The following is a 19,021-nucleotide window of genomic DNA, read 5'->3' on the forward strand; positions in this document are numbered from 1 at the left end:
AAATATAATATAGAAGATGTGGTAATCTTCAATGATTACCACTCTTTTTATCTACGGGCATAGTTCAATGGTAGAATAGCGGTCTCCAAAACCGTTGATCAGGGTTCGAATCCTTGTGCCCGTGCTAAATGAAAACGATATGAAAGTCGTACAATATTTTAAAGATTCCTTTGTAGAATTTAAAGATCATGTAACATGGCCATCATTCTCAGATCTACAAAGAGACACAATTATTGTTGCAATAGCTACAGTTTTGTTAGCTATATTTTTATATGCGGTAGATACATTATTCACACAAGTGCTTAACTTTATCTACGGCGCTTTTTAGTTTGTAAAATATCCCGTTTAGTAATTAGAATCATGAGTGAAAAGAAATGGTATGTAATCAAGACTGTAGCTGGACAAGAGCTAAAAGTTAAGGATTATATTGAAAGAGAAATTCAGTACCAAAATTTGAATGATTATGTAGGACAAATTGTTGTTCCTATGGAAAAAGTGATTCAAATCCGTAACGGTAAAAAATATCAAAAGGAAAAAGTACACTTTCCTGGTTACATCATGATAGAAGCCGAACTTGTAGGGGAAATTCCTCACATGGTAAAGAATACATCAGGTGTAATTAGCTTTTTGAGTGCAACGAAAGGAGGTGATCCTGTACCAATGAGACAATCGGAAGTTAACCGAATGTTAGGTAAAGTTGACGAATTAGCAGAAAACGTTGATACAAACTTAGGAATATCTTACATCGTAGGAGAAACTGTAAAAGTAATCGACGGACCATTCAATGGCTTCAACGGAACAGTTGAAAAAATCATTGAAGATAAACGTAAACTTGAAGTGATGGTTTTAATCTTCGGACGTAAAACACCACTAGAGTTAAGTTTTAACCAAGTTGAAAAGATTGCATAATCAATCTATCAACAAATTAAAAGTAGAAATTTAGGCTGCTTCCACATAACGCTTAATTTTAAGAATTAAAAAAATGGCAAAAAAAATTGAAAAAGTTGTAAAACTTCAAGTTAAAGGAGGACAAGCAAATCCTTCGCCACCAGTAGGGCCAGCTTTAGGTGCTGCAGGTGTTAACATCATGGAGTTTTGTAAACAATTTAATGGACGTACACAAGAAAAACAAGGTGCAGTGTTACCAGTTGTTATTACTGTGTATCAAGACAAATCATTCGATTTCGTAATTAAAACTCCACCAGCTGCTATTCAGTTAATGGAAGCTGCGAAATTGAAAAAAGCATCAGGTGTACCAAACCGTCAAAAAGTTGGTACTGTTACTTGGGATCAAGTTAGAGCTATTGCTGAAGACAAATTAGCGGACATGAACTGTTTTACTGTTGAATCTGCTATGAAAATGGTTGCTGGAACTGCACGTTCTATGGGTATAACTGTAAAAGGTGGGCAAGCTCCAGAATAATTAAAACATTTTAGGAAATGGCAAAGTTAACAAAAAGACAAAAAGAAGTATTAGCTAAAGTAGAAAAAAACAAACTTTACTCTATTGATGAAGCATCATCATTAGTAAAGGAAGTTAACTACGCTAAGTTTGATGCTTCTGTAGATATAGCAGTTCGTTTAGGTGTAGATCCTAAGAAAGCTAACCAAATGGTTCGTGGTGTAGTTTCATTACCACACGGAACAGGTAAAGATGTAAAAGTATTAGCATTAGTTACTCCAGACAAAGAAGCAGAAGCTAAAGCAGCAGGTGCAGACTATGTAGGATTAGACGAATACTTACAAAAAATTAAAGAAGGTTGGACAGATGTTGACGTTATCGTTACTATGCCAGCTGTTATGGGTAAATTAGGACCATTAGGACGTGTTTTAGGACCTCGTGGATTAATGCCTAACCCAAAATCAGGTACTGTAACTTTAGAAGTAGGTAAAGCCGTTTCTGAAGTAAAAGCAGGTAAAATCGACTTCAAAGTAGATCGTTACGGAATCATCCACGCTGCAGTTGGTAAAGTATCTTTCGATGCTGATAAAATTAAAGAAAATGCGAATGAGTTAATTCAAACTTTAATTAAATTAAAACCAACAGCTGCTAAAGGAACATATGTAAAAAGCATCACGCTTTCTACAACTCAATCTGTAGGTGTATCAGTAGATCCAAAAAGTGTAAACGCTTAAAATTAGTAGATTATGGCAATGACAAAACAAGATAAAGCAAATATGATAGATGAATTGCAAGCTGTATTAGCAGAAGCAAAAATCATCTACTTAGCAGATATCGACGGATTAAACGCTGTTAATACTACTGAATTAAGAAGAGCTTGCTTCAAAAGCAATGTATCTTTACGCGTAGTAAAAAACACTTTATTAAAGAAAGCTATGGAGCAAATCGAAGACAAAAACTTCGAAGAGCTTTACGGATCTTTAAAAGGAAATACAGCATTAATGACTGCTGAAGTTGGTAATGCACCAGCTAAAGTAATCGATACTTTCAGAAAAAAATCTGAAAAACCTATTTTAAAAGGAGCTTGGATTGAAGATAATACATTCGTAGGTGATGACAAATTACCACAATTAGTAGCATTGAAATCTCGCGAAGAATTAATCGCAGACATCATCATGTTACTTCAATCTCCAATCAAAACTGTTGTTTCTCAATTAGAGAACAAAGAGGCTGCAAAAGCAGAAGAAGGAGCTTCAGAAGAATAAGACACACTCATATCAAATAAAAGTTTAAAAAACAAAAAGCATTAAAATGGCAGATTTAAAAAAATTAGCTGAAGAGTTAGTAAACTTAACAGTTTTAGAAGTTAATGAATTATCTACAATCTTAAAAGATGAGTACGGAATCGAACCAGCTGCTGCTGCTGTAGTTGTTGCTGCAGGTGGAGCAGGTGAAGCTGCTGAAGAGCAATCAGAATTCGACGTAATCTTAAAAGAAGCAGGTGCATCTAAATTAGCAGTTGTTAAATTAGTTAAAGAATTAACTGGAAAAGGATTAAAAGAAGCTAAAGATTTAGTAGATTCAACTCCAGCAACAGTTAAAGAAGCAGTTTCTAAAGACGAAGCTGAAGCTTTAAAGAAACAGCTAGAAGAAGCTGGTGCAGTAGTAGAATTGAAGTAATTTTTATTACTCAAAAATATAGGTTTGGACCTAACACAGGACGTGTTAGGTCTAAACCTTTTTACGCATAAAGTCATTATATAAACCAAAATTCATTCGAAATTGGCCACTAAAGCAACATTAAGCAACTCGACTGAGAAAAAAGAAAGATTGAACTTCTCTTCTGCAAAAGCAGTCGCTCAGTTCCCAGATTTCCTTGACATTCAGATCAAATCGTTTGAAGATTTTTTCCAGTTGGAAACAAGACCTGACCAACGAAAAAATGAAGGTCTTTACCGAACATTTGCTGAGAATTTTCCAATTACGGATACTCGCAATCAGTTTGTTTTAGAATTCTTAGATTATTTCGTAGATCCACCACGTTACACAATTGATGAGTGTATCGAAAGAGGATTAACGTACAGCGTACCATTGAAAGCTCGTCTTAAATTGTACTGTACGGACGAAGAACACGAAGATTTCGAAACTGTAGTGCAAGACGTATACTTAGGAACAATTCCTTACATGTCTCCTTCAGGATCATTCATTATTAATGGTGCAGAGCGTGTTATTGTATCTCAATTACACCGTTCTCCTGGGGTATTCTTCGGACAATCTTTCCACGCGAATGGTACAAAATTGTACTCATCTCGTATCATTCCTTTCAAAGGATCTTGGATTGAGTTCGCAACAGACATCAACAGCGTAATGTACGCTTACATCGATCGTAAGAAAAAGTTACCATTAACTACTTTATTACGTGCTATCGGATACGAAAGAGATAAAGATATCTTAGAAATTTTCGACTTAGCTGAAGAAGTAAAAGTTAATAAAGCTAATTTAAAGAAAGTTGTAGGTCGTAAACTTGCTGCACGTGTATTAAATACATGGCACGAGGATTTCGTAGATGAAGATACAGGAGAAGTTGTATCTATCGAGCGTAATGAAATTATTTTAGACCGTGAAACAATCTTAGAGAAAGATCACATCGATCAAATCGTAGATTCTGGTGTTAAGACGATTTTATTACACAAAGAAGACATCAATTCTGCTGATTATGGAATTATCCATAATACTTTACAAAAAGACCCTACTAATACTGAAAAAGAGGCAGTAGAGTATATCTATAGACAATTACGTAACGCTGAGCCACCAGATGAGGAAACAGCAAGAGGAATTATTGACAAATTATTCTTCTCTGATCAACGTTATTCATTAGGTGAAGTAGGTCGTTACAGATTAAATAAAAAATTAGGCTTAAGCATTAGCGAGGACGTACAAGTATTGACTCGTGAAGATATCATTTCGATTATTAAATACTTAATCGAATTAATCAACTCTAAAGCAGAGGTGGATGATATCGACCACTTATCTAACCGTCGTGTAAGAACGGTAGGTGAGCAAATGGCTAGCCAATTCGGAGTAGGTTTAGCTCGTATGGCTAGAACTATCCGTGAAAGAATGAATGTTCGTGACAACGAGGTGTTTACACCAATCGATTTGATTAATGCTAAAACATTATCATCTGTTATCAACTCATTCTTCGGAACGAACCAGTTATCTCAGTTCATGGACCAAACAAATCCATTATCAGAGATTACACACAAACGTCGTTTATCAGCATTAGGACCTGGAGGTTTATCAAGAGAAAGAGCGGGATTCGAGGTACGTGACGTACACCACACTCATTACGGACGTTTATGTCCAATTGAAACTCCTGAGGGACCAAACATTGGTTTGATTTCGTCATTATGTGTATTCGCTAAAGTTAATAACTTAGGGTTCATCGAAACACCGTACAGAAAAGTAGAAGATGGAAAAGTGGACGTCGAATCAGCACCAATCTATTTAACTGCGGAAGAGGAAGAATCAAAAGTAATTGCTCAAGCCAATATCGACATGACAGACGATGGTACTATTGCTACTGAACGTGTAACTGCTCGTGAAGATGGGGATTTCCCTGTTGTAACGCCAGCAGAAGTTGATTTAATTGACGTTGCACCTAACCAGATTGCTTCTATCTCAGCATCATTAATTCCTTTCTTGGAGCATGATGACGCCAACCGTGCGTTAATGGGATCGAACATGATGCGTCAGGCAGTTCCATTATTAAAACCTCAAGCACCAATTGTAGGTACTGGATTAGAAAAACAAGTTGCAAAAGATTCAAGAATCTTAGTAAATGCAGAACGTGAAGGTACAGTAACTTATGTTGATGCTGACATTATAACAATTAAATATGATCGTTCAGAAGACGAAGAATTAGTAAGCTTCGATACTGCTGAGAAAACATATAATTTAACAAAATTCAGAAAGACGAATCAAGGAACTACAATTACGTTGAAACCAATTGTAAAAGTTGGTGATCGTGTAGAGAAAGGACAAGTTTTATCTGAAGGTTATGCAACAGAAGGAGGAGAATTAGCAATTGGTCGTAACATGGTTGTTGCCTTTATGCCTTGGCAGGGGTACAACTTCGAGGATGCTATTGTAATCTCTGAAAAAGCTGTTCGCGAAGACTGGTTTACATCTATCCACATCGATGAGTATTCATTAGATGTACGTGATACAAAATTAGGTATGGAAGAATTAACTTCAGACATTCCTAACGTTTCGGAAGAGGCTACAAAAGACTTAGACGAAAACGGTATGATCCGTATCGGAGCAGAAGTAAAACCTGGTGATATCTTGATTGGTAAGATTACTCCAAAAGGAGAATCTGATCCAACTCCAGAAGAAAAATTATTACGTGCGATCTTTGGTGACAAAGCAGGTGATGTAAAAGATGCTTCTCTTAAAGCCTCTCCATCATTACGTGGTGTTGTTATCGACAAAAAATTATTCTCACGTAGTATTAAGGATAAACGTAAACGTTCTCAAGACAAAGCTATTATTGATAGTGTAGAAGCTGAGTACGACGTTAAATTCAACGAATTAAGAGAGATTTTATTAGAGAAATTATACGTTTTATTAAACGGAAAAACTTCTCAAGGTATTTACAACGACTTGAATGAAGAAGTAATCAAGAAAGGTGTAAAATACACACAAAAAATCTTATCTAATGTTGAAGATTTCTTAAATTTAACTGGAGCAGAATCTCTTTGGACAACAGACGAGGATAAGAACGAATTAGTAAAAGAATTGTTACATAATTACAAAATTAAGTACAATGATTTACAAGGAGCACTTAACCGCGAAAGATTTACAATCTCTGTTGGAGACGAGTTACCTGCAGGTATCGTTAAATTAGCAAAAATCTACATTGCGAAAAAACGTAAACTAAGAGTAGGGGATAAAATGGCAGGACGTCACGGTAACAAAGGTATTGTTGCACGTATCGTTCGCGACGAAGATATGCCTTTCTTAGAAGACGGAACGCCAGTAAATATCGTACTTAATCCACTTGGGGTACCATCTCGTATGAATATCGGTCAGATTTATGAAACGGTATTAGGATGGGCTGGACTTAAAATGGGTCAAAAATTTGCTACACCTATCTTCGATGGTGCTGAAATCGCTGATATCGATCGCATCACAGAAGAAGCAGGTATTCCAAAACACGGTACAACATATTTATATGACGGTAATACTGGAGAACGTTTTGATCAAAAAGCTACTGTAGGGGTGATTTACATGTTGAAATTAGGACACATGGTTGACGACAAAATGCACGCGCGTTCTATCGGACCATACTCATTAATTACTCAACAACCATTAGGAGGTAAAGCACAATTCGGTGGACAACGTTTCGGAGAGATGGAGGTTTGGGCATTAGAAGCATTCGGTGCATCTAATATCTTACGCGAAATCTTAACAGTTAAGTCGGATGACGTAATTGGACGTGCGAAAACTTACGAAGCAATCGTAAAAGGAGAGCCAATGCCAGAACCTGGTATTCCAGAATCATTTAACGTATTGTTACATGAATTACAAGGTCTTGGATTAGACATAAACTTGGAAGAATAATAGGGCAACCTATTATTCTACCTTTTTCGTTATAATAATATAATTGTTAGATACATTTCTATATGTCAACAAAAAATAAAACAAGTCAATTCTCAAAAATCCGTATCGGGTTAGCTTCTCCAGAATCGATTCTTCAAGAATCTAAAGGTGAAGTTTTAAAACCTGAAACGATTAACTATAGAACGCACAAACCAGAGCGTGACGGGTTATTCTGTGAGCGTATCTTTGGACCTGTAAAAGATTACGAATGTGCCTGCGGAAAATATAAAAGAATCCGTTATAAAGGTATCGTTTGTGACCGTTGTGGGGTTGAAGTTACTGAAAAGAAAGTTCGTCGTGAGCGTATTGGACACATCAATCTTGTTGTGCCAATTGCACATATTTGGTATTTCCGTTCATTACCAAACAAAATTGGTTACATCTTAGGATTACCATCTAAGAAATTAGACATGGTAATTTACTATGAAAGATATGTAGTGATTCAACCAGGTATCGCAAAAGGACCAGAAGGTGAAGAATTAAATAGATTAGATTTCTTATCAGAAGAAGAGTATTTAGATATCTTAGAAACTCTTCCAATCGAGAATCAATATCTAGAAGATACAGATCCTAATAAATTCGTTGCGAAAATGGGTGCTGAAGCATTAGAAGACCTATTATCTCGTATCAATTTAGATGAGTTATCTTACGAATTAAGACACAAAGCACACAACGAAACTTCTAAACAACGTCGTACAGAAGCGTTAAAACGTTTACAAGTTGTTGAGTCGTTACGTGAGTCAAATATGCACCACGTAAACCGTCCAGAATGGATGGTAATGCGCGTTATTCCGGTTATTCCACCAGAATTACGTCCGTTAGTTCCATTAGATGGTGGTCGTTTTGCAACATCAGATTTAAATGATTTATATCGTCGTGTAATTATCCGTAACAATCGTTTGAAACGATTAATGGAAATCAAAGCGCCAGAAGTAATCTTACGTAATGAAAAACGTATGTTACAAGAAGCGGTTGATTCATTATTTGATAACACGCGTAAAGCATCTGCTGTAAAAGCTGATGGTAACCGTCCGTTAAAATCATTATCTGATTCATTAAAAGGTAAACAAGGTCGTTTCCGTCAAAACTTATTAGGTAAACGTGTAGATTATTCTGCTCGTTCTGTAATTGTTGTTGGACCAACACTTAAATTACACGAATGTGGTTTACCAAAAGATATGGCAGCTGAATTATACAAACCATTCGTAGTTCGTAAATTAATCGAGCGTGGAATTGTAAAAACAGTTAAATCGGCTAAGAAAATTATCGATAGAAAAGAGCCAGTTGTTTGGGATATTTTAGAAAATGTAATCAAAGGTCATCCAGTTTTATTAAACCGTGCCCCTACGTTACACCGTTTAGGTATCCAAGCATTCCAACCGAAATTAATCGAAGGTAAAGCAATTCGTTTACACCCATTAGTGTGTACTGCCTTCAATGCCGATTTCGATGGTGACCAGATGGCTGTTCACTTACCATTAGGACCAGAAGCTGTTTTAGAAGCACAATTATTAATGTTGGCTTCTCAAAATATTTTGAATCCTGCTAATGGTTCTCCAATTACTGTACCTTCTCAGGATATGGTTTTAGGTCTTTACTACATGACGAAAATTCGTCGTACAGACCACCAATTTACAGTAAAAGGTGAAGGATTAACTTTCTATTCAGATGAAGAAGTTCAAATTGCATACAACGAAGGAGCTGTTGACTTAAACGCGCCAATTCGTGTAAAAGGAACAATTCGTGTAGGAGAGGAGTTGATAGAAAATCAATTAATCGAAACTTCTGTAGGACGTGTGTTATTCAACCAAATCGTTCCGAAACAAGTAGGTTATATTAATGAAGTATTAACGAAAAAATCGTTACGTACAATTATTAATAAAATCATCAAGATTACAGATTTCCCTACAACGGCTGCTTTCTTAGATGATATGAAACAATTAGGATACCGTAATGCCTTCGAGGGTGGTTTATCATTCTCATTAGGAGATATCTTAATCCCAGAACAAAAGAAAGACCTTATCTCAGGTGCGATCAACCAAGTTGAGAACATTAAGATGAACTATAACATGGGTCTTATTACAAATAACGAACGTTACAACCAAGTTATTGATGTTTGGACAACAACAAACGCAACATTAACAGAAATTGTAATGAAACGTATGACAGAAGATCAACAAGGATTTAACTCTGTATTCATGATGCTTGATTCTGGAGCGCGTGGATCTAAAGAGCAAATTCGTCAGTTATCAGGTATGCGTGGATTGATGGCTAAACCTCAAAAAGCTGGTTCTACTGGTGGGGATATCATCGAAAACCCAATTATCTCTAACTTCCGTGAAGGTCTGTCTATCTTAGAGTACTTTATTTCTTCGCACGGTGCGCGTAAAGGTCTTGCCGATACTGCCTTAAAAACTGCCGATGCTGGATACTTGACTCGTCGTTTAGTTGACGTTGCACAAGACGTTATAGTAATGCACGAAGATTGTGGTACATTAAGAGGTTTAGAAGTATCTGCTCTTAAGAAAAAAGAAGAAATTATCGAAAGTTTATCTTCTCGTGTATTAGGTCGTACTTCATTAAATGATATTTACAATCCAGATAATGGTGAGTTAATCATTGCTGCTGGTAACATTATCACAGAAGATATTGGTGAAGCTTTAGAAGCTGCAGGTATCGAAAATGTAGAAGTTCGTTCTCCATTAACTTGTGAAGCGAAAACTGGAATTTGTGCTAAATGTTACGGACGTAACTTAGCTACAGGTAAAGGTGTTCAGAAAGGTGAATCAGTTGGTGTAGTTGCTGCACAATCTATTGGTGAGCCTGGTACACAGTTAACATTACGTACTTTCCACGTTGGGGGTACTGCAGGTAACGTTTCTGAGCAAAATACAGTTAATGCTAAAGTTGACGGTACAGTTGAGTTTGATGACTTACGTACTGTTGAATCGACAGATGATGCAGGTAACAAAGTAGATACAGTTGTTTCTCGTTCTACAGAGATGAAAGTGATTGACGATTTAGGAAACGTTCGTCAACAAACTAACATCGCTTATGGTACTATCTTATCTGTTAAAAACGGAGCTAAAGTTCAAAAAGGTCAAGAGATTGCAAGTTGGGACCCTTATAACGGGGTTATCATTGCGGAATCTACTGGTAAAATCGAGTACGAACAATTAGAGCAAGGAGTAACTTTCCAAATTGAAATCGATGAGCAAACAGGATTCCAAGAAAAAGTTATTTCTGAATCACGTAATAAAAAATTAGTTCCAGCGTTAAGAGTTATCACAATTGATGGTGAAGAAAAAACATACAACTTACCAGTAGGTGCACACTTAATGGTAAATGATGGTGAAAAAATTAATGCAGGTAAAATCTTAGTTAAGATTCCTCGTAAGTCAGCTAAATCTGGCGATATTACAGGAGGTTTACCTCGTATTACAGAGTTGTTAGAGGCTCGTAATCCATCTAATCCAGCAGTTGTTTGTGAAATGGATGGAGTTGTTTCTTTTGGTAAAATAAAACGTGGTAACCGTGAAATCATCGTTGAATCTAAAAATGGTGAAATCCGTCGTTACTTAGTTAAATTATCAGCACAGATCTTAGTTCAAGAAAATGACTTCGTACGTGCAGGTGAGCCTTTATCAGATGGAGCAATTACACCAGAAGATATTTTAAGAATCTTAGGGCCAACAGCGGTTCAAGAATACTTAGTAAACGAGATTCAAGATGTATACCGTTTACAAGGGGTAAAAATTGATGACAAACACTTCGAAATTATCGTACGTCAAATGTTACGTAAAGTTCGTATTGTAGACTCAGGAGATTCAAGATTCTTAGAAGATAGTTTAGAGCACAAAGACGATTTCATGCAAGAAAACGATCGTTTATTTGGAATGAAAGTCGTAGAAGATGCTGGTGATTCTGACACATTAAGTCCAGGACAAATCATCACAGTTCGCGAATTACGTGACGAAAACTCTAAATTAAAACGTGAAGACAAAAACTTAGTGACAGCTCGTGAGGCTTTACCTGCAACAGCAGAAGCCGTTTTACAAGGTATTACAAGAGCGTCTTTACAAACTAAATCTTTCATGTCTGCGGCATCGTTCCAGGAAACTACAAAAGTTCTTAACGAAGCAGCTGTAGCTGGTAAAGTAGACGGTTTAGTAGGATTAAAAGAAAACGTTATTGTTGGTCACTTAATTCCTGCCGGAACTGGATTAAAAGAGTATCAAAACATCATCGTAGGATCTAACCGTGAATACGAGGAATTAATAAACGCAAAACAAGAATTATAATGTCAGAAAATCAACAAAACGAAGGATTAAACATTGAGTTAAACGAATTAGTAGCTCAAGGTGTTTATGCTACAGGAGCAATCATCAACCACTCACCATCTGAGTTCGTTGTAGATTTCGTTCAATTTTTACCAGGTGCTAGACCATCAGTAAAATCAAGAATTATTTTGTCTCCATTACAAGCAAAACAATTATCTCAATCGTTAGCAGAAAACGTAACTAACTTCGAGAAAAGCTTTGGTGAAATCAAAGAACCTCAAGTAAACAACGGTACTGCAACTTACGAAGCTTAAGAATCATTCTTAATATTTCAAAAAGTCCCTCAATCTTAGATTGGGGGATTTTTTTATGTAATCAAAACTATCAAATCATTAAAAATAATCTTATAAAAGTTAGATCAATTATTAAATTGATAATTATTTATGATATTAATGCGAATAATTTAAAAATAAAAAGCATTAATCTTTTTAACAGTATTTTTTTGAATCGAAAAAATGTTTAGATTTGTATTTAGCAAATAACACAAGAATGTCTGACTATAAATTAATTCTACCTTCTATGGGAGAAGGTGTAATGGAAGCTACTGTAACAAATTGGATCAAAAATATTGGTGATTCGATTAGTGAAGATGAATCGGTTGTAGAAATCGCAACAGATAAAGTAGATTCTGATGTTCCTTCGCCAGTTGCAGGAGTTTTAAAAGAAATCTTAGTTCCAGTAGATGGAATTGCAAAAGTAGGTGAGCCTATCGCAATTTTGTCTGTTGATAGAGTTGTAGAACAAGCTGATTCGGCAGAAGAAGTAGATACAAATAGCGATCAGGAAATTGCAGATACAGCAAAATCTATCGAAGCTGAAGTTGCAACAATCAAAACTGAAACGCTTATTACTTCGTCAGATGATAAATTTTATTCTCCTTTAGTAAAATCTATTGCGAAAGAAGAAGGTGTTTCTCAGGCTGAGTTAGATCAAATTTTAGGTTCAGGAAAAGACGGACGTGTAACGAAAGATGATATTTTGGATTTCGTTAAAAATAGAGGAAATCAACCAGCGAAAACAGTTGTTACGACTTCTGTTGCTGCACCAGTTGCTCAACCTCAAGCACCGCAAGTGCAATCTGCGCCAATTTCTGTTGGTGAAGGAGACGAAATTATCGAAATGGATAGAATGCGTAAAATTATTGCGCAAAATATGCTACAAGCAAAACAAATTGCTCCTCACGTAACGTCTTTCGTAGAAGTTGATATGACGAATATTGTGTTGTGGAGAGATAAAAATAAAAATGAATTTCAGAAAAAACATGGTGAGAAAATTACCTTCATGCCAATTTTTATCGAAGCTGTAGCAAAAGCAATTCAAGATTTCCCAATGATTAATGCTTCGGTTGATGGAGATAAAATTATTAAGAAGAAAAATATCAATATTGGAATGGCGGCTGCTTTACCAAGTGGAAATTTAATTGTTCCTGTTATCAAAAATGCAGATCAATTTAATTTAGCGGGGTTAGCTTCTCAGGTTAATGATTTAGCAAATCGTGCGCGTAATAATAAATTGAAACCAGCAGAAATACAGGGAGGAACGTATACAATTACAAATATTGGTTCTTTCGGAAATACATTAGGAACGCCAATTATTCCTCAACCTCAAGTAGCTATTTTGGCTGTTGGTGCAATTGTGAAAAAACCTGCTGTTATCGAAACTCCGCAAGGAGATATGATTGCAATTCGTCATAAAATGTACTTATCTCATGCTTACGATCACCGTGTTGTGGATGGAGCTTTAGGAGGTATGTTTGTAAAACGTGTTGCCGAATATCTAGAGGCTTTCGATATGAATACGCCTGTGTAAGAGTAAAATAATACTAGATATAAAAAATCCAACTAATTTTAGTTGGATTTTTTTCGTTTAAATTTATAAGTAAGCATTACACCGCCTTTGTAAAGCAGCCACTCCCCACTTTTATTAAATGATTGCGCAGAATCATATCGTCCCAAATTAGGAGAATCTTCTTTATAATATCCTTTGTAATTTCCTTGAGAGTGTCCTCCACCAACAAAAACATCTAATCCCCAATGTTCGTTAATTTTTACTTGATAACCTATTGTAGCTCCTGTTAAGATTGCTACTCCACGTTGATATTTATCAGTGTTCCAATAATTCCATTTTTGAATATCAAAGAAACCAACTCCAATGTTTGGACCTATATAAAATTTACTAAAAGATTTATCAAAGTAATATCTACCTTCACCAAAAAACATATACATTTATAAATGATTACCTGCAAATGATTTCCAAGGAGAGAGAAAACCGTCAGCTTGTAAAGTTATTCTATCTGTGATTGCATGTTCAACACCAAGATTTACCATTGCAAGTGGCATTGTTAACGCATTAACTTTTATTTGTGTTTCTCCTTTTTGAGCAAAGATTGTGGCGGGAAATAACAACCAAATTAATTTATTCATTCGTAATTTTTATCAGTTTGCGAAGCTAAGGTAAAAAAAAAGGTTTATTTAGATATTAATTCAAGCTTTTTTATAACTTTACTTAACATTTAATATATTATGGCACCAATCATATCAATCCTAATAATATTTTTGATTTTCGGAATTTTTGTTTCGATATTCTTTGTTATTGCCGTATCTGATGCGAAAGTCAGAGAGAAAAATGAACAACATACGCTGAAAAGTTTACCAGATCAGGTAGATCTAAAGGCTGTTGTACGTTATAATATTGGGCGTCCGCAAGGTAGATTTCTTAAAATGAAATCTTTTCAAGGAAGTGGTGTGTTGTATGCGCAAGGAGAACAATTAATCTTCAAAGATATTTTGGGTAATGAAGATCATATTTTTGATTTGAAAACATGCAAATTATCTTGGGTTGAGAACAAAATAAATGGGATTACAAATGCTTTTAAAGTAGCAGATCACGAAGCTATCATCTTCTTTTATATTGATAAAGGTGTCTTTATTTTTAATGCAATTGAAGAAAATGCGTCGACTTCAGATTTATATATTCGTTTGAAAGAATTGCGTAAAAGTATTAGAAATGCTAAAAAAGCTGAGTAGGCAAGTGAATAGTTAATCCAGCTCGGAAACCGCTCATATCTTTAAAATTCTTATTTTCTCTAAACTCGAAAGAATAACCAGCATTTAACTCTACAATGCTCAAAACTGCGATACCAGCTTTTGGAGTAATTGTCCACGGAGAAACTTCAGTACGGATAACATAAAAAGCGGAGTTAAAGTTAGAGCTATATGGATCACCAGTATTGTTGTGAAAATTGAACATATATCCAGCTCCAACTTCTGGAATTACACGAAATTTATCTTTCATATAACCCAAATTTGCATTGGCGCTAAATGTCAAAATATTGTTGTTATCTTGTACTAAGAACAAATCTGTTCCAACTTTTCCATAATTTCCATTCCAATATTCATAACCAAGATTAATTGTAAAATAATCGGTTAAATTTTGTTGTGCTTTCGCTTGAAAACTAATGATAAAAACAAAGATTGCGATGAACTTTTTCATGTGATAAAATTAATGAATTATTTAGTTTTCTTCCAAAAAAATAAATTTTCGTCGTTTTTACTTTCTCTAATTCCAATTGAAAGGAATATTAATTCCAGCAGAAAATTGAAAGCCTTTTATCGGTTTGAAATTATCTTTCTCATTAATTTTAAAACCATATCCTATTCCAAATTCAACTATGGTCAAAAAAGTTAATCCAACTTTTGGAGTGATTGTATACGGTGTAAACTCGCTTTCTACAAAAGGAAAAATATATGAGCCGCCTGAGGTAAAATAGCCTGTAATACCAATTTCTGGAATGACATGAAAATTATCTCGCATATAAGCCATGTTTGCGTTGGCATCTATTCGTGGAGTGATAAATGTATCACCTAATCCAAAAGTGTAAAACAGACCTAGTTTGGCAAAGTTCCCAGATTGATTAGAATAACTTCCTGAAACGCCAAATAAGTTTTGACTGAATGCAAAAGAGGAGAATAAAAGAATGAAGATTGTACTGATTTTCCTTAAAGTCATACGTTTGGTTTTGAAATTAAACTTAGTGTAAAGATAAATAGCTACAACTTATCTTGTTGTAGCTATTTATAATGATTTATTAAAATTTAAAATCGACTCAAAATTTTAATCCATCGTGAATCCTTTTGTATAGATTCGTCCGTAATAATCTGCAAATTTAATTGATACGCGACCTTTATAATTTTTTAATATTTTTTCGATATCGTCTTGTGAACTTACATTTTTATCATTGATCGATAAGATAATAAATTCTTCTTGAACACCTGCTGCAGCTAATTTTCCTGAATTATCAAGATGTTTTACCATCACACCATAATTAATTCCGAAACTATCTTTTTGACGTTCTGTTAATGGCTCAAATTCTGCTCCAAGAACTTCAGTTGGCGTTAAGTCAGATTTGCTTCTCACTTTAGTGCTTCCTTTAGCATCTTTCAATGTAATGTTGTATGTTTTCTCAGAGTTTCCACGTCTTACAGTAAGCGCAACATTGTCACCAGGACGTTTGCTTCCTACGATGAACGATAACGAAGAGAAAGATGTAATTGGTTTTCCATCTACAGCTGTAATAATATCGCCTTCTTCGATTCCAGAATCAATTGCAGACCCTTTCGCTACCAATTCAGTTACCATTACTCCATTATCGGTTTTAATATTTTTCTTGAATTGCTTGTTGTATTGTTTTACAGCATCTTCATTCGATAAATCAAAACCTTTGATACCTAAATATCCACGTTGTACAATTCCGTACGATTTGATATCCTCCACAACTTTTTTCACCAAGTTTGCAGGGACAGCAAATCCGTAACCAGAATAAGCTCCTGTTGGTGAAGAAATAGCTGTATTAATACCAATTAAATCTCCGTTTGCATTTACCAAAGCACCACCAGAGTTTCCTGGATTAATCGCTGCATCGGTTTGAATAAACGATTCGATTGGTGATTCAGAATTTTTACCTAAAATATTAATGCTACGACCTTTTGCCGAAACAATACCTGCTGTAACAGTAGAAGTCAAACCAAATGGATTCCCAACTGCTAACACCCAATCTCCAACATTAATCGCATCAGAATCGACAAATTTTGTGAATGGTAAACCTTTTTCACTAATTTTCAATAAGGCAATATCTGTACTTGGATCAGTTCCAACTAATTCAGCAATATAACTTTTTTGATTATTCAAAGTCACTTCAATTTTAGAAGCGCCTTGTATCACGTGATTATTTGTAACAATGTAACCATCTTGTGAAATAATTACACCAGAACCCATTCCAGATGGTTGATCTTGATCTGGTTGCTGTTGTCTTCCTCTTTGTTGTTGTTCTGGTTGCCCGAAAAAGAAATCAAAAGGATCAAAGAATTGCTGTTGTTGTTGCTGTCTTTGATTCGAATAATTTTTGATACTCACAACTGTATGTACAGCTTTATTAGATGCTTGCACAAAGTTTGGCGCATCGTAATTGTAATTTCCTTTATAATCTACAAATTCAAAGTCACCATTCTTTTGATTACTTGCATTCGTAATAAATGGGTTATTTCCATTATCATTCATCAAATAAAAACCTCCCATAGTTGTCATAGAGCTCACTAATCCAACTAATAAGTATCCTGTATATTTTTTCATCTTTTATTATATAAGTTTTTAATGTTTTTAGATTAAATCAAATTTAAGACCAAAATTTTAACATTTCAAACCGTTTAACGCATGTTAACACTATATTATAAATCTTTTATAACATTAGTTAAGAGTGACAAAAATGTCTTTACTTTGTTTAAAATTTAAGAAGTTGAAATTAAAATTTTATAAATACCAAGGAGCTGGGAATGATTTTGTCATGATTGATGATCGAGAAAAAACGTTTCCAATCTCTACAGAATTGATTAATAGGCTATGTGATCGTAATTTTGGGATAGGAGCTGATGGTTTGATTTTGTTACAAAATGATGAAAATTCAGACTTCAGAATGGTGTATTTCAATTCGGATGGAAACGAAAGTACAATGTGCGGAAACGGAGGACGTTGTATTATTCGATTTGCAAATGATTTGGATGTGGCTAATGACAAAATGACATTTAATGCGATTGATGGTTTGCATCATGGTATCGTAGATCAAGAAGTTATTCGTTTACAGATGATTGATGTAAATGAAGTAGAAGATCACGACAAATATTTATTTATGAACACAGGTTCGCCGCATCACGTAGAATTTGTGGAAAATGTAAAAGATGTTAATGTTTATAAAAAAGGAAAAGCGATTCGCAATGGAGCGCCCTATTTTGAGAAAGGTTCTAATGTAAATTTTGTTGAAGTAATGCCAGATAAAAGTCTTACGATACGTACATATGAACGTGGAGTTGAGGACGAAACCTTGGCTTGCGGAACAGGAATTACAGCTGCTGCGATTTCTGCTTATGTTAAAAATTTGGTAGACAAAAAAGATATCAAAGTAAAAGCAATGGGAGGAGATTTATCTGTAAATTTTGAAGAAAATAATCATAACTTTGTCAATGTTTGGTTAAATGGACCAGCAGTAAAAGTTTTTGAAGGTGAAATTGAAATTTAATTCAATCCAATGAAAAAATTAAATTTAGTATTAATATTAATCTGTTCATTCGCATTTGTAGGATGTACATTTATAGACGGTTTCAAAGGAAATGCAACCAAAGATGGTTATATCTATATCTCTCGTGGAGCTAAATTTGAGCAAGTTTTAGATTCTTTAAAACCATTTTTGAAGGATGAAAAATTGTTCAAACAATATGCAGAAGATGCAGATTATCCAGCAACGATAAAATCTGGAAAATATAAAATCTCAAGCTCAGATTCTAACCGCGATATTATTGATCGTTTGCAAGGAGGAGAGCAAGAAGAAGTGAAACTTCGTATCAAAAATGAACCAACAATTTACCATTTGGCGGGATCAGTTTCCAAACAAATTGATATGGATTCTATCGAAGTTTTGACAGCTATTCGTGATTTTGTGAAAGAAAAAAACGATACAACGTTAAACGACGAAACGGTAAAGCAATATTTCATTCCAGAAACGTATTTCGTGTATTGGGGATTAACACCAGAAAAGTTTGTGGACAAAATGGTGGCGCAACACGACAAAGTGTGGAATGCAGATCGTTTGGCAAAAGCAAAAGCGCTCAACATGACACCTTTACAAGTGACAACATTAGCATCTATTGTTCAATTAGAATCGTCTGATAATATGGATGAACAACAAAAGGTTGCACGAGCATATATGAATCGTTTGGCAAAAGATATGCGTTTAGAAGCCGATCCAACTTCTATTTATGCATATAAAATGGAAAATGGTTGGGATCAAAAAGTGCAACGTGTGTACAAAAAATGGACGTGGTCTTCGAATGCGTACAACACATATCGTAACAAAGGTTTACCACCAGCGCCAATTTGTTTACCAAATTTAGGAGCAATTGATGCGGTTTTATCACCAGCAAATCACGATTTTATTTTCTTTGTTGCAGATCCTAAAAAACCAGGTTACCACATTTATACCAATGATTATCAGGAACATTTGAAAAATGCTGAGAATTATAGAAATTGGTTAAAAGAGAATAATATTAAATAGTTGTATCTTTAGCTA

16 protein-coding genes, 1 tRNA gene and 1 pseudogene are annotated in these 19,021 nt (G+C 34.9%); 14 read left to right on the plus strand and 4 right to left on the minus strand.

Annotation, left to right across the window (positions count from 1 at the left end; translation table 11 throughout):
- The first annotated feature begins 53 nt into the window (after positions 1–53).
- The 11 genes from N5D03_RS01845 (at position 54) to N5D03_RS01895 (ending at position 13,215) form a co-directional block, all read left to right on the plus strand.
- A tRNA-Trp gene (locus N5D03_RS01845) sits at positions 54–124 on the plus strand.
- Positions 125–139: 15 nt separating this feature from the next.
- Positions 140–328 carry a preprotein translocase subunit SecE gene (gene secE / locus N5D03_RS01850; protein ID WP_038331172.1) on the plus strand — a complete coding sequence of 63 codons (189 nt, stop codon included), beginning with the start codon at positions 140–142 and terminating at the stop codon, positions 326–328.
- A 32-nt stretch (positions 329–360) separates the two neighbouring features.
- Positions 361–909, plus strand: a complete 549-nt coding sequence (gene nusG / locus N5D03_RS01855) for a transcription termination/antitermination protein NusG (RefSeq protein ID WP_219033762.1) — start codon at positions 361–363, stop codon at positions 907–909.
- 73 nt (positions 910–982) lie between these two features.
- Complete coding sequence (gene rplK / locus N5D03_RS01860; protein WP_038331069.1) at positions 983–1,423, plus strand: 50S ribosomal protein L11; 441 nt, start codon at positions 983–985, stop codon at positions 1,421–1,423.
- A 17-nt stretch (positions 1,424–1,440) separates the two neighbouring features.
- Complete coding sequence (gene rplA, locus N5D03_RS01865; protein WP_038331070.1) at positions 1,441–2,136, plus strand: 50S ribosomal protein L1; 696 nt, start codon at positions 1,441–1,443, stop codon at positions 2,134–2,136.
- Positions 2,137–2,154: 18 nt separating this feature from the next.
- Positions 2,155–2,667 carry a 50S ribosomal protein L10 gene (rplJ, locus tag N5D03_RS01870; RefSeq protein ID WP_125349460.1) on the plus strand — a complete coding sequence of 171 codons (513 nt, stop codon included), beginning with the start codon at positions 2,155–2,157 and terminating at the stop codon, positions 2,665–2,667.
- A 46-nt stretch (positions 2,668–2,713) separates the two neighbouring features.
- Positions 2,714–3,082 carry a 50S ribosomal protein L7/L12 gene (rplL, locus tag N5D03_RS01875; RefSeq protein ID WP_019974307.1) on the plus strand — a complete coding sequence of 123 codons (369 nt, stop codon included), beginning with the start codon at positions 2,714–2,716 and terminating at the stop codon, positions 3,080–3,082.
- 102 nt (positions 3,083–3,184) lie between these two features.
- Positions 3,185–7,027 carry a DNA-directed RNA polymerase subunit beta gene (gene rpoB, locus N5D03_RS01880; RefSeq protein WP_125349434.1) on the plus strand — a complete coding sequence of 1,281 codons (3,843 nt, stop codon included), beginning with the start codon at positions 3,185–3,187 and terminating at the stop codon, positions 7,025–7,027.
- A 62-nt stretch (positions 7,028–7,089) separates the two neighbouring features.
- Positions 7,090–11,367, plus strand: coding sequence for a DNA-directed RNA polymerase subunit beta' (gene rpoC, locus N5D03_RS01885; protein ID WP_280050776.1), 4,278 nt, complete (start codon positions 7,090–7,092; stop codon positions 11,365–11,367).
- The gene (locus tag N5D03_RS01890) at positions 11,367–11,660 is read left to right on the plus strand and encodes a DUF3467 domain-containing protein (RefSeq protein ID WP_038331074.1); all 294 of its coding nucleotides are present in this window, start codon (positions 11,367–11,369) and stop codon (positions 11,658–11,660) included. Before rpoC ends, N5D03_RS01890 begins: the two co-directional genes overlap by 1 nt.
- A gap of 235 nt (positions 11,661–11,895) precedes the next feature.
- Entirely contained in the window at positions 11,896–13,215 is a 1,320-nt protein-coding gene (locus N5D03_RS01895) for a dihydrolipoamide acetyltransferase family protein (RefSeq protein ID WP_280050777.1), read from the plus strand.
- Positions 13,216–13,253: 38 nt separating this feature from the next.
- On the opposite strand, the pseudogene N5D03_RS01900 reads toward N5D03_RS01895, so the two are convergent.
- Positions 13,254–13,829: pseudogene (locus N5D03_RS01900) on the minus strand (DUF3575 domain-containing protein).
- Positions 13,830–13,928: 99 nt separating this feature from the next.
- Here N5D03_RS01900 and N5D03_RS01905 point away from each other — a divergent pair.
- Positions 13,929–14,432: a hypothetical protein gene (locus tag N5D03_RS01905; RefSeq protein WP_280050778.1), complete on the plus strand. Its 504-nt coding sequence runs from the start codon at positions 13,929–13,931 to the stop codon at positions 14,430–14,432.
- Here N5D03_RS01905 and N5D03_RS01910 read toward each other — a convergent pair.
- The 3 genes from N5D03_RS01910 to N5D03_RS01920 all read right to left on the minus strand — a co-directional run bounded on the left by N5D03_RS01910 (position 14,416) and on the right by N5D03_RS01920 (position 17,034).
- Positions 14,416–14,898, minus strand: coding sequence for a hypothetical protein (locus N5D03_RS01910; RefSeq protein ID WP_280050779.1), 483 nt, complete (start codon positions 14,896–14,898; stop codon positions 14,416–14,418). The genes N5D03_RS01905 and N5D03_RS01910 overlap by 17 nt on opposite strands.
- A gap of 66 nt (positions 14,899–14,964) precedes the next feature.
- Entirely contained in the window at positions 14,965–15,414 is a 450-nt protein-coding gene (locus N5D03_RS01915) for a hypothetical protein (protein ID WP_038331079.1), read from the minus strand.
- A 105-nt stretch (positions 15,415–15,519) separates the two neighbouring features.
- Complete coding sequence (locus tag N5D03_RS01920) at positions 15,520–17,034, minus strand: Do family serine endopeptidase (protein WP_280050780.1); 1,515 nt, start codon at positions 17,032–17,034, stop codon at positions 15,520–15,522.
- A gap of 163 nt (positions 17,035–17,197) precedes the next feature.
- Between N5D03_RS01920 and dapF the strand changes: the two genes are divergently transcribed.
- Positions 17,198–17,974, plus strand: coding sequence for a diaminopimelate epimerase (gene dapF, locus N5D03_RS01925; RefSeq protein ID WP_125349427.1), 777 nt, complete (start codon positions 17,198–17,200; stop codon positions 17,972–17,974).
- A gap of 9 nt (positions 17,975–17,983) precedes the next feature.
- On the plus strand, positions 17,984–19,006 hold the full coding sequence (gene mltG / locus N5D03_RS01930; protein WP_114998867.1) for an endolytic transglycosylase MltG: 1,023 nt from the start codon (positions 17,984–17,986) through the stop codon (positions 19,004–19,006).
- Positions 19,007–19,021 lie beyond the last annotated feature (15 nt).

The organism is Empedobacter sp. GD03861, assembly GCF_029840885.1.
Classification (GTDB): Bacteria; Bacteroidota; Bacteroidia; order Flavobacteriales; family Weeksellaceae; genus Empedobacter; species Empedobacter falsenii_B.

Bases quoted from the DNA above. Each gene is read 5' to 3' on its own strand.
- mltG (WP_114998867.1), top strand. From the start codon at position 17,984: ATGAAAAAATTAAATTTAGTATTAATATTAATCTGTTCATTCGCATTT.
- nusG (WP_219033762.1), top strand. From the start codon at position 361: ATGAGTGAAAAGAAATGGTATGTAATCAAGACTGTAGCTGGACAAGAG.
- N5D03_RS01895 (WP_280050777.1), top strand. From the start codon at position 11,896: ATGTCTGACTATAAATTAATTCTACCTTCTATGGGAGAAGGTGTAATG.
- rplK (WP_038331069.1), top strand. From the start codon at position 983: ATGGCAAAAAAAATTGAAAAAGTTGTAAAACTTCAAGTTAAAGGAGGA.
- N5D03_RS01890 (WP_038331074.1), top strand. From the start codon at position 11,367: ATGTCAGAAAATCAACAAAACGAAGGATTAAACATTGAGTTAAACGAA.
- rplL (WP_019974307.1), top strand. From the start codon at position 2,714: ATGGCAGATTTAAAAAAATTAGCTGAAGAGTTAGTAAACTTAACAGTT.
- rpoC (WP_280050776.1), top strand. From the start codon at position 7,090: ATGTCAACAAAAAATAAAACAAGTCAATTCTCAAAAATCCGTATCGGG.
- N5D03_RS01910 (WP_280050779.1), bottom strand. From the start codon at position 14,898: ATGAAAAAGTTCATCGCAATCTTTGTTTTTATCATTAGTTTTCAAGCG.
- secE (WP_038331172.1), top strand. From the start codon at position 140: ATGAAAGTCGTACAATATTTTAAAGATTCCTTTGTAGAATTTAAAGAT.
- N5D03_RS01915 (WP_038331079.1), bottom strand. From the start codon at position 15,414: ATGACTTTAAGGAAAATCAGTACAATCTTCATTCTTTTATTCTCCTCT.
- N5D03_RS01920 (WP_280050780.1), bottom strand. From the start codon at position 17,034: ATGAAAAAATATACAGGATACTTATTAGTTGGATTAGTGAGCTCTATG.
- rplJ (WP_125349460.1), top strand. From the start codon at position 2,155: ATGACAAAACAAGATAAAGCAAATATGATAGATGAATTGCAAGCTGTA.
- N5D03_RS01905 (WP_280050778.1), top strand. From the start codon at position 13,929: ATGGCACCAATCATATCAATCCTAATAATATTTTTGATTTTCGGAATT.
- rplA (WP_038331070.1), top strand. From the start codon at position 1,441: ATGGCAAAGTTAACAAAAAGACAAAAAGAAGTATTAGCTAAAGTAGAA.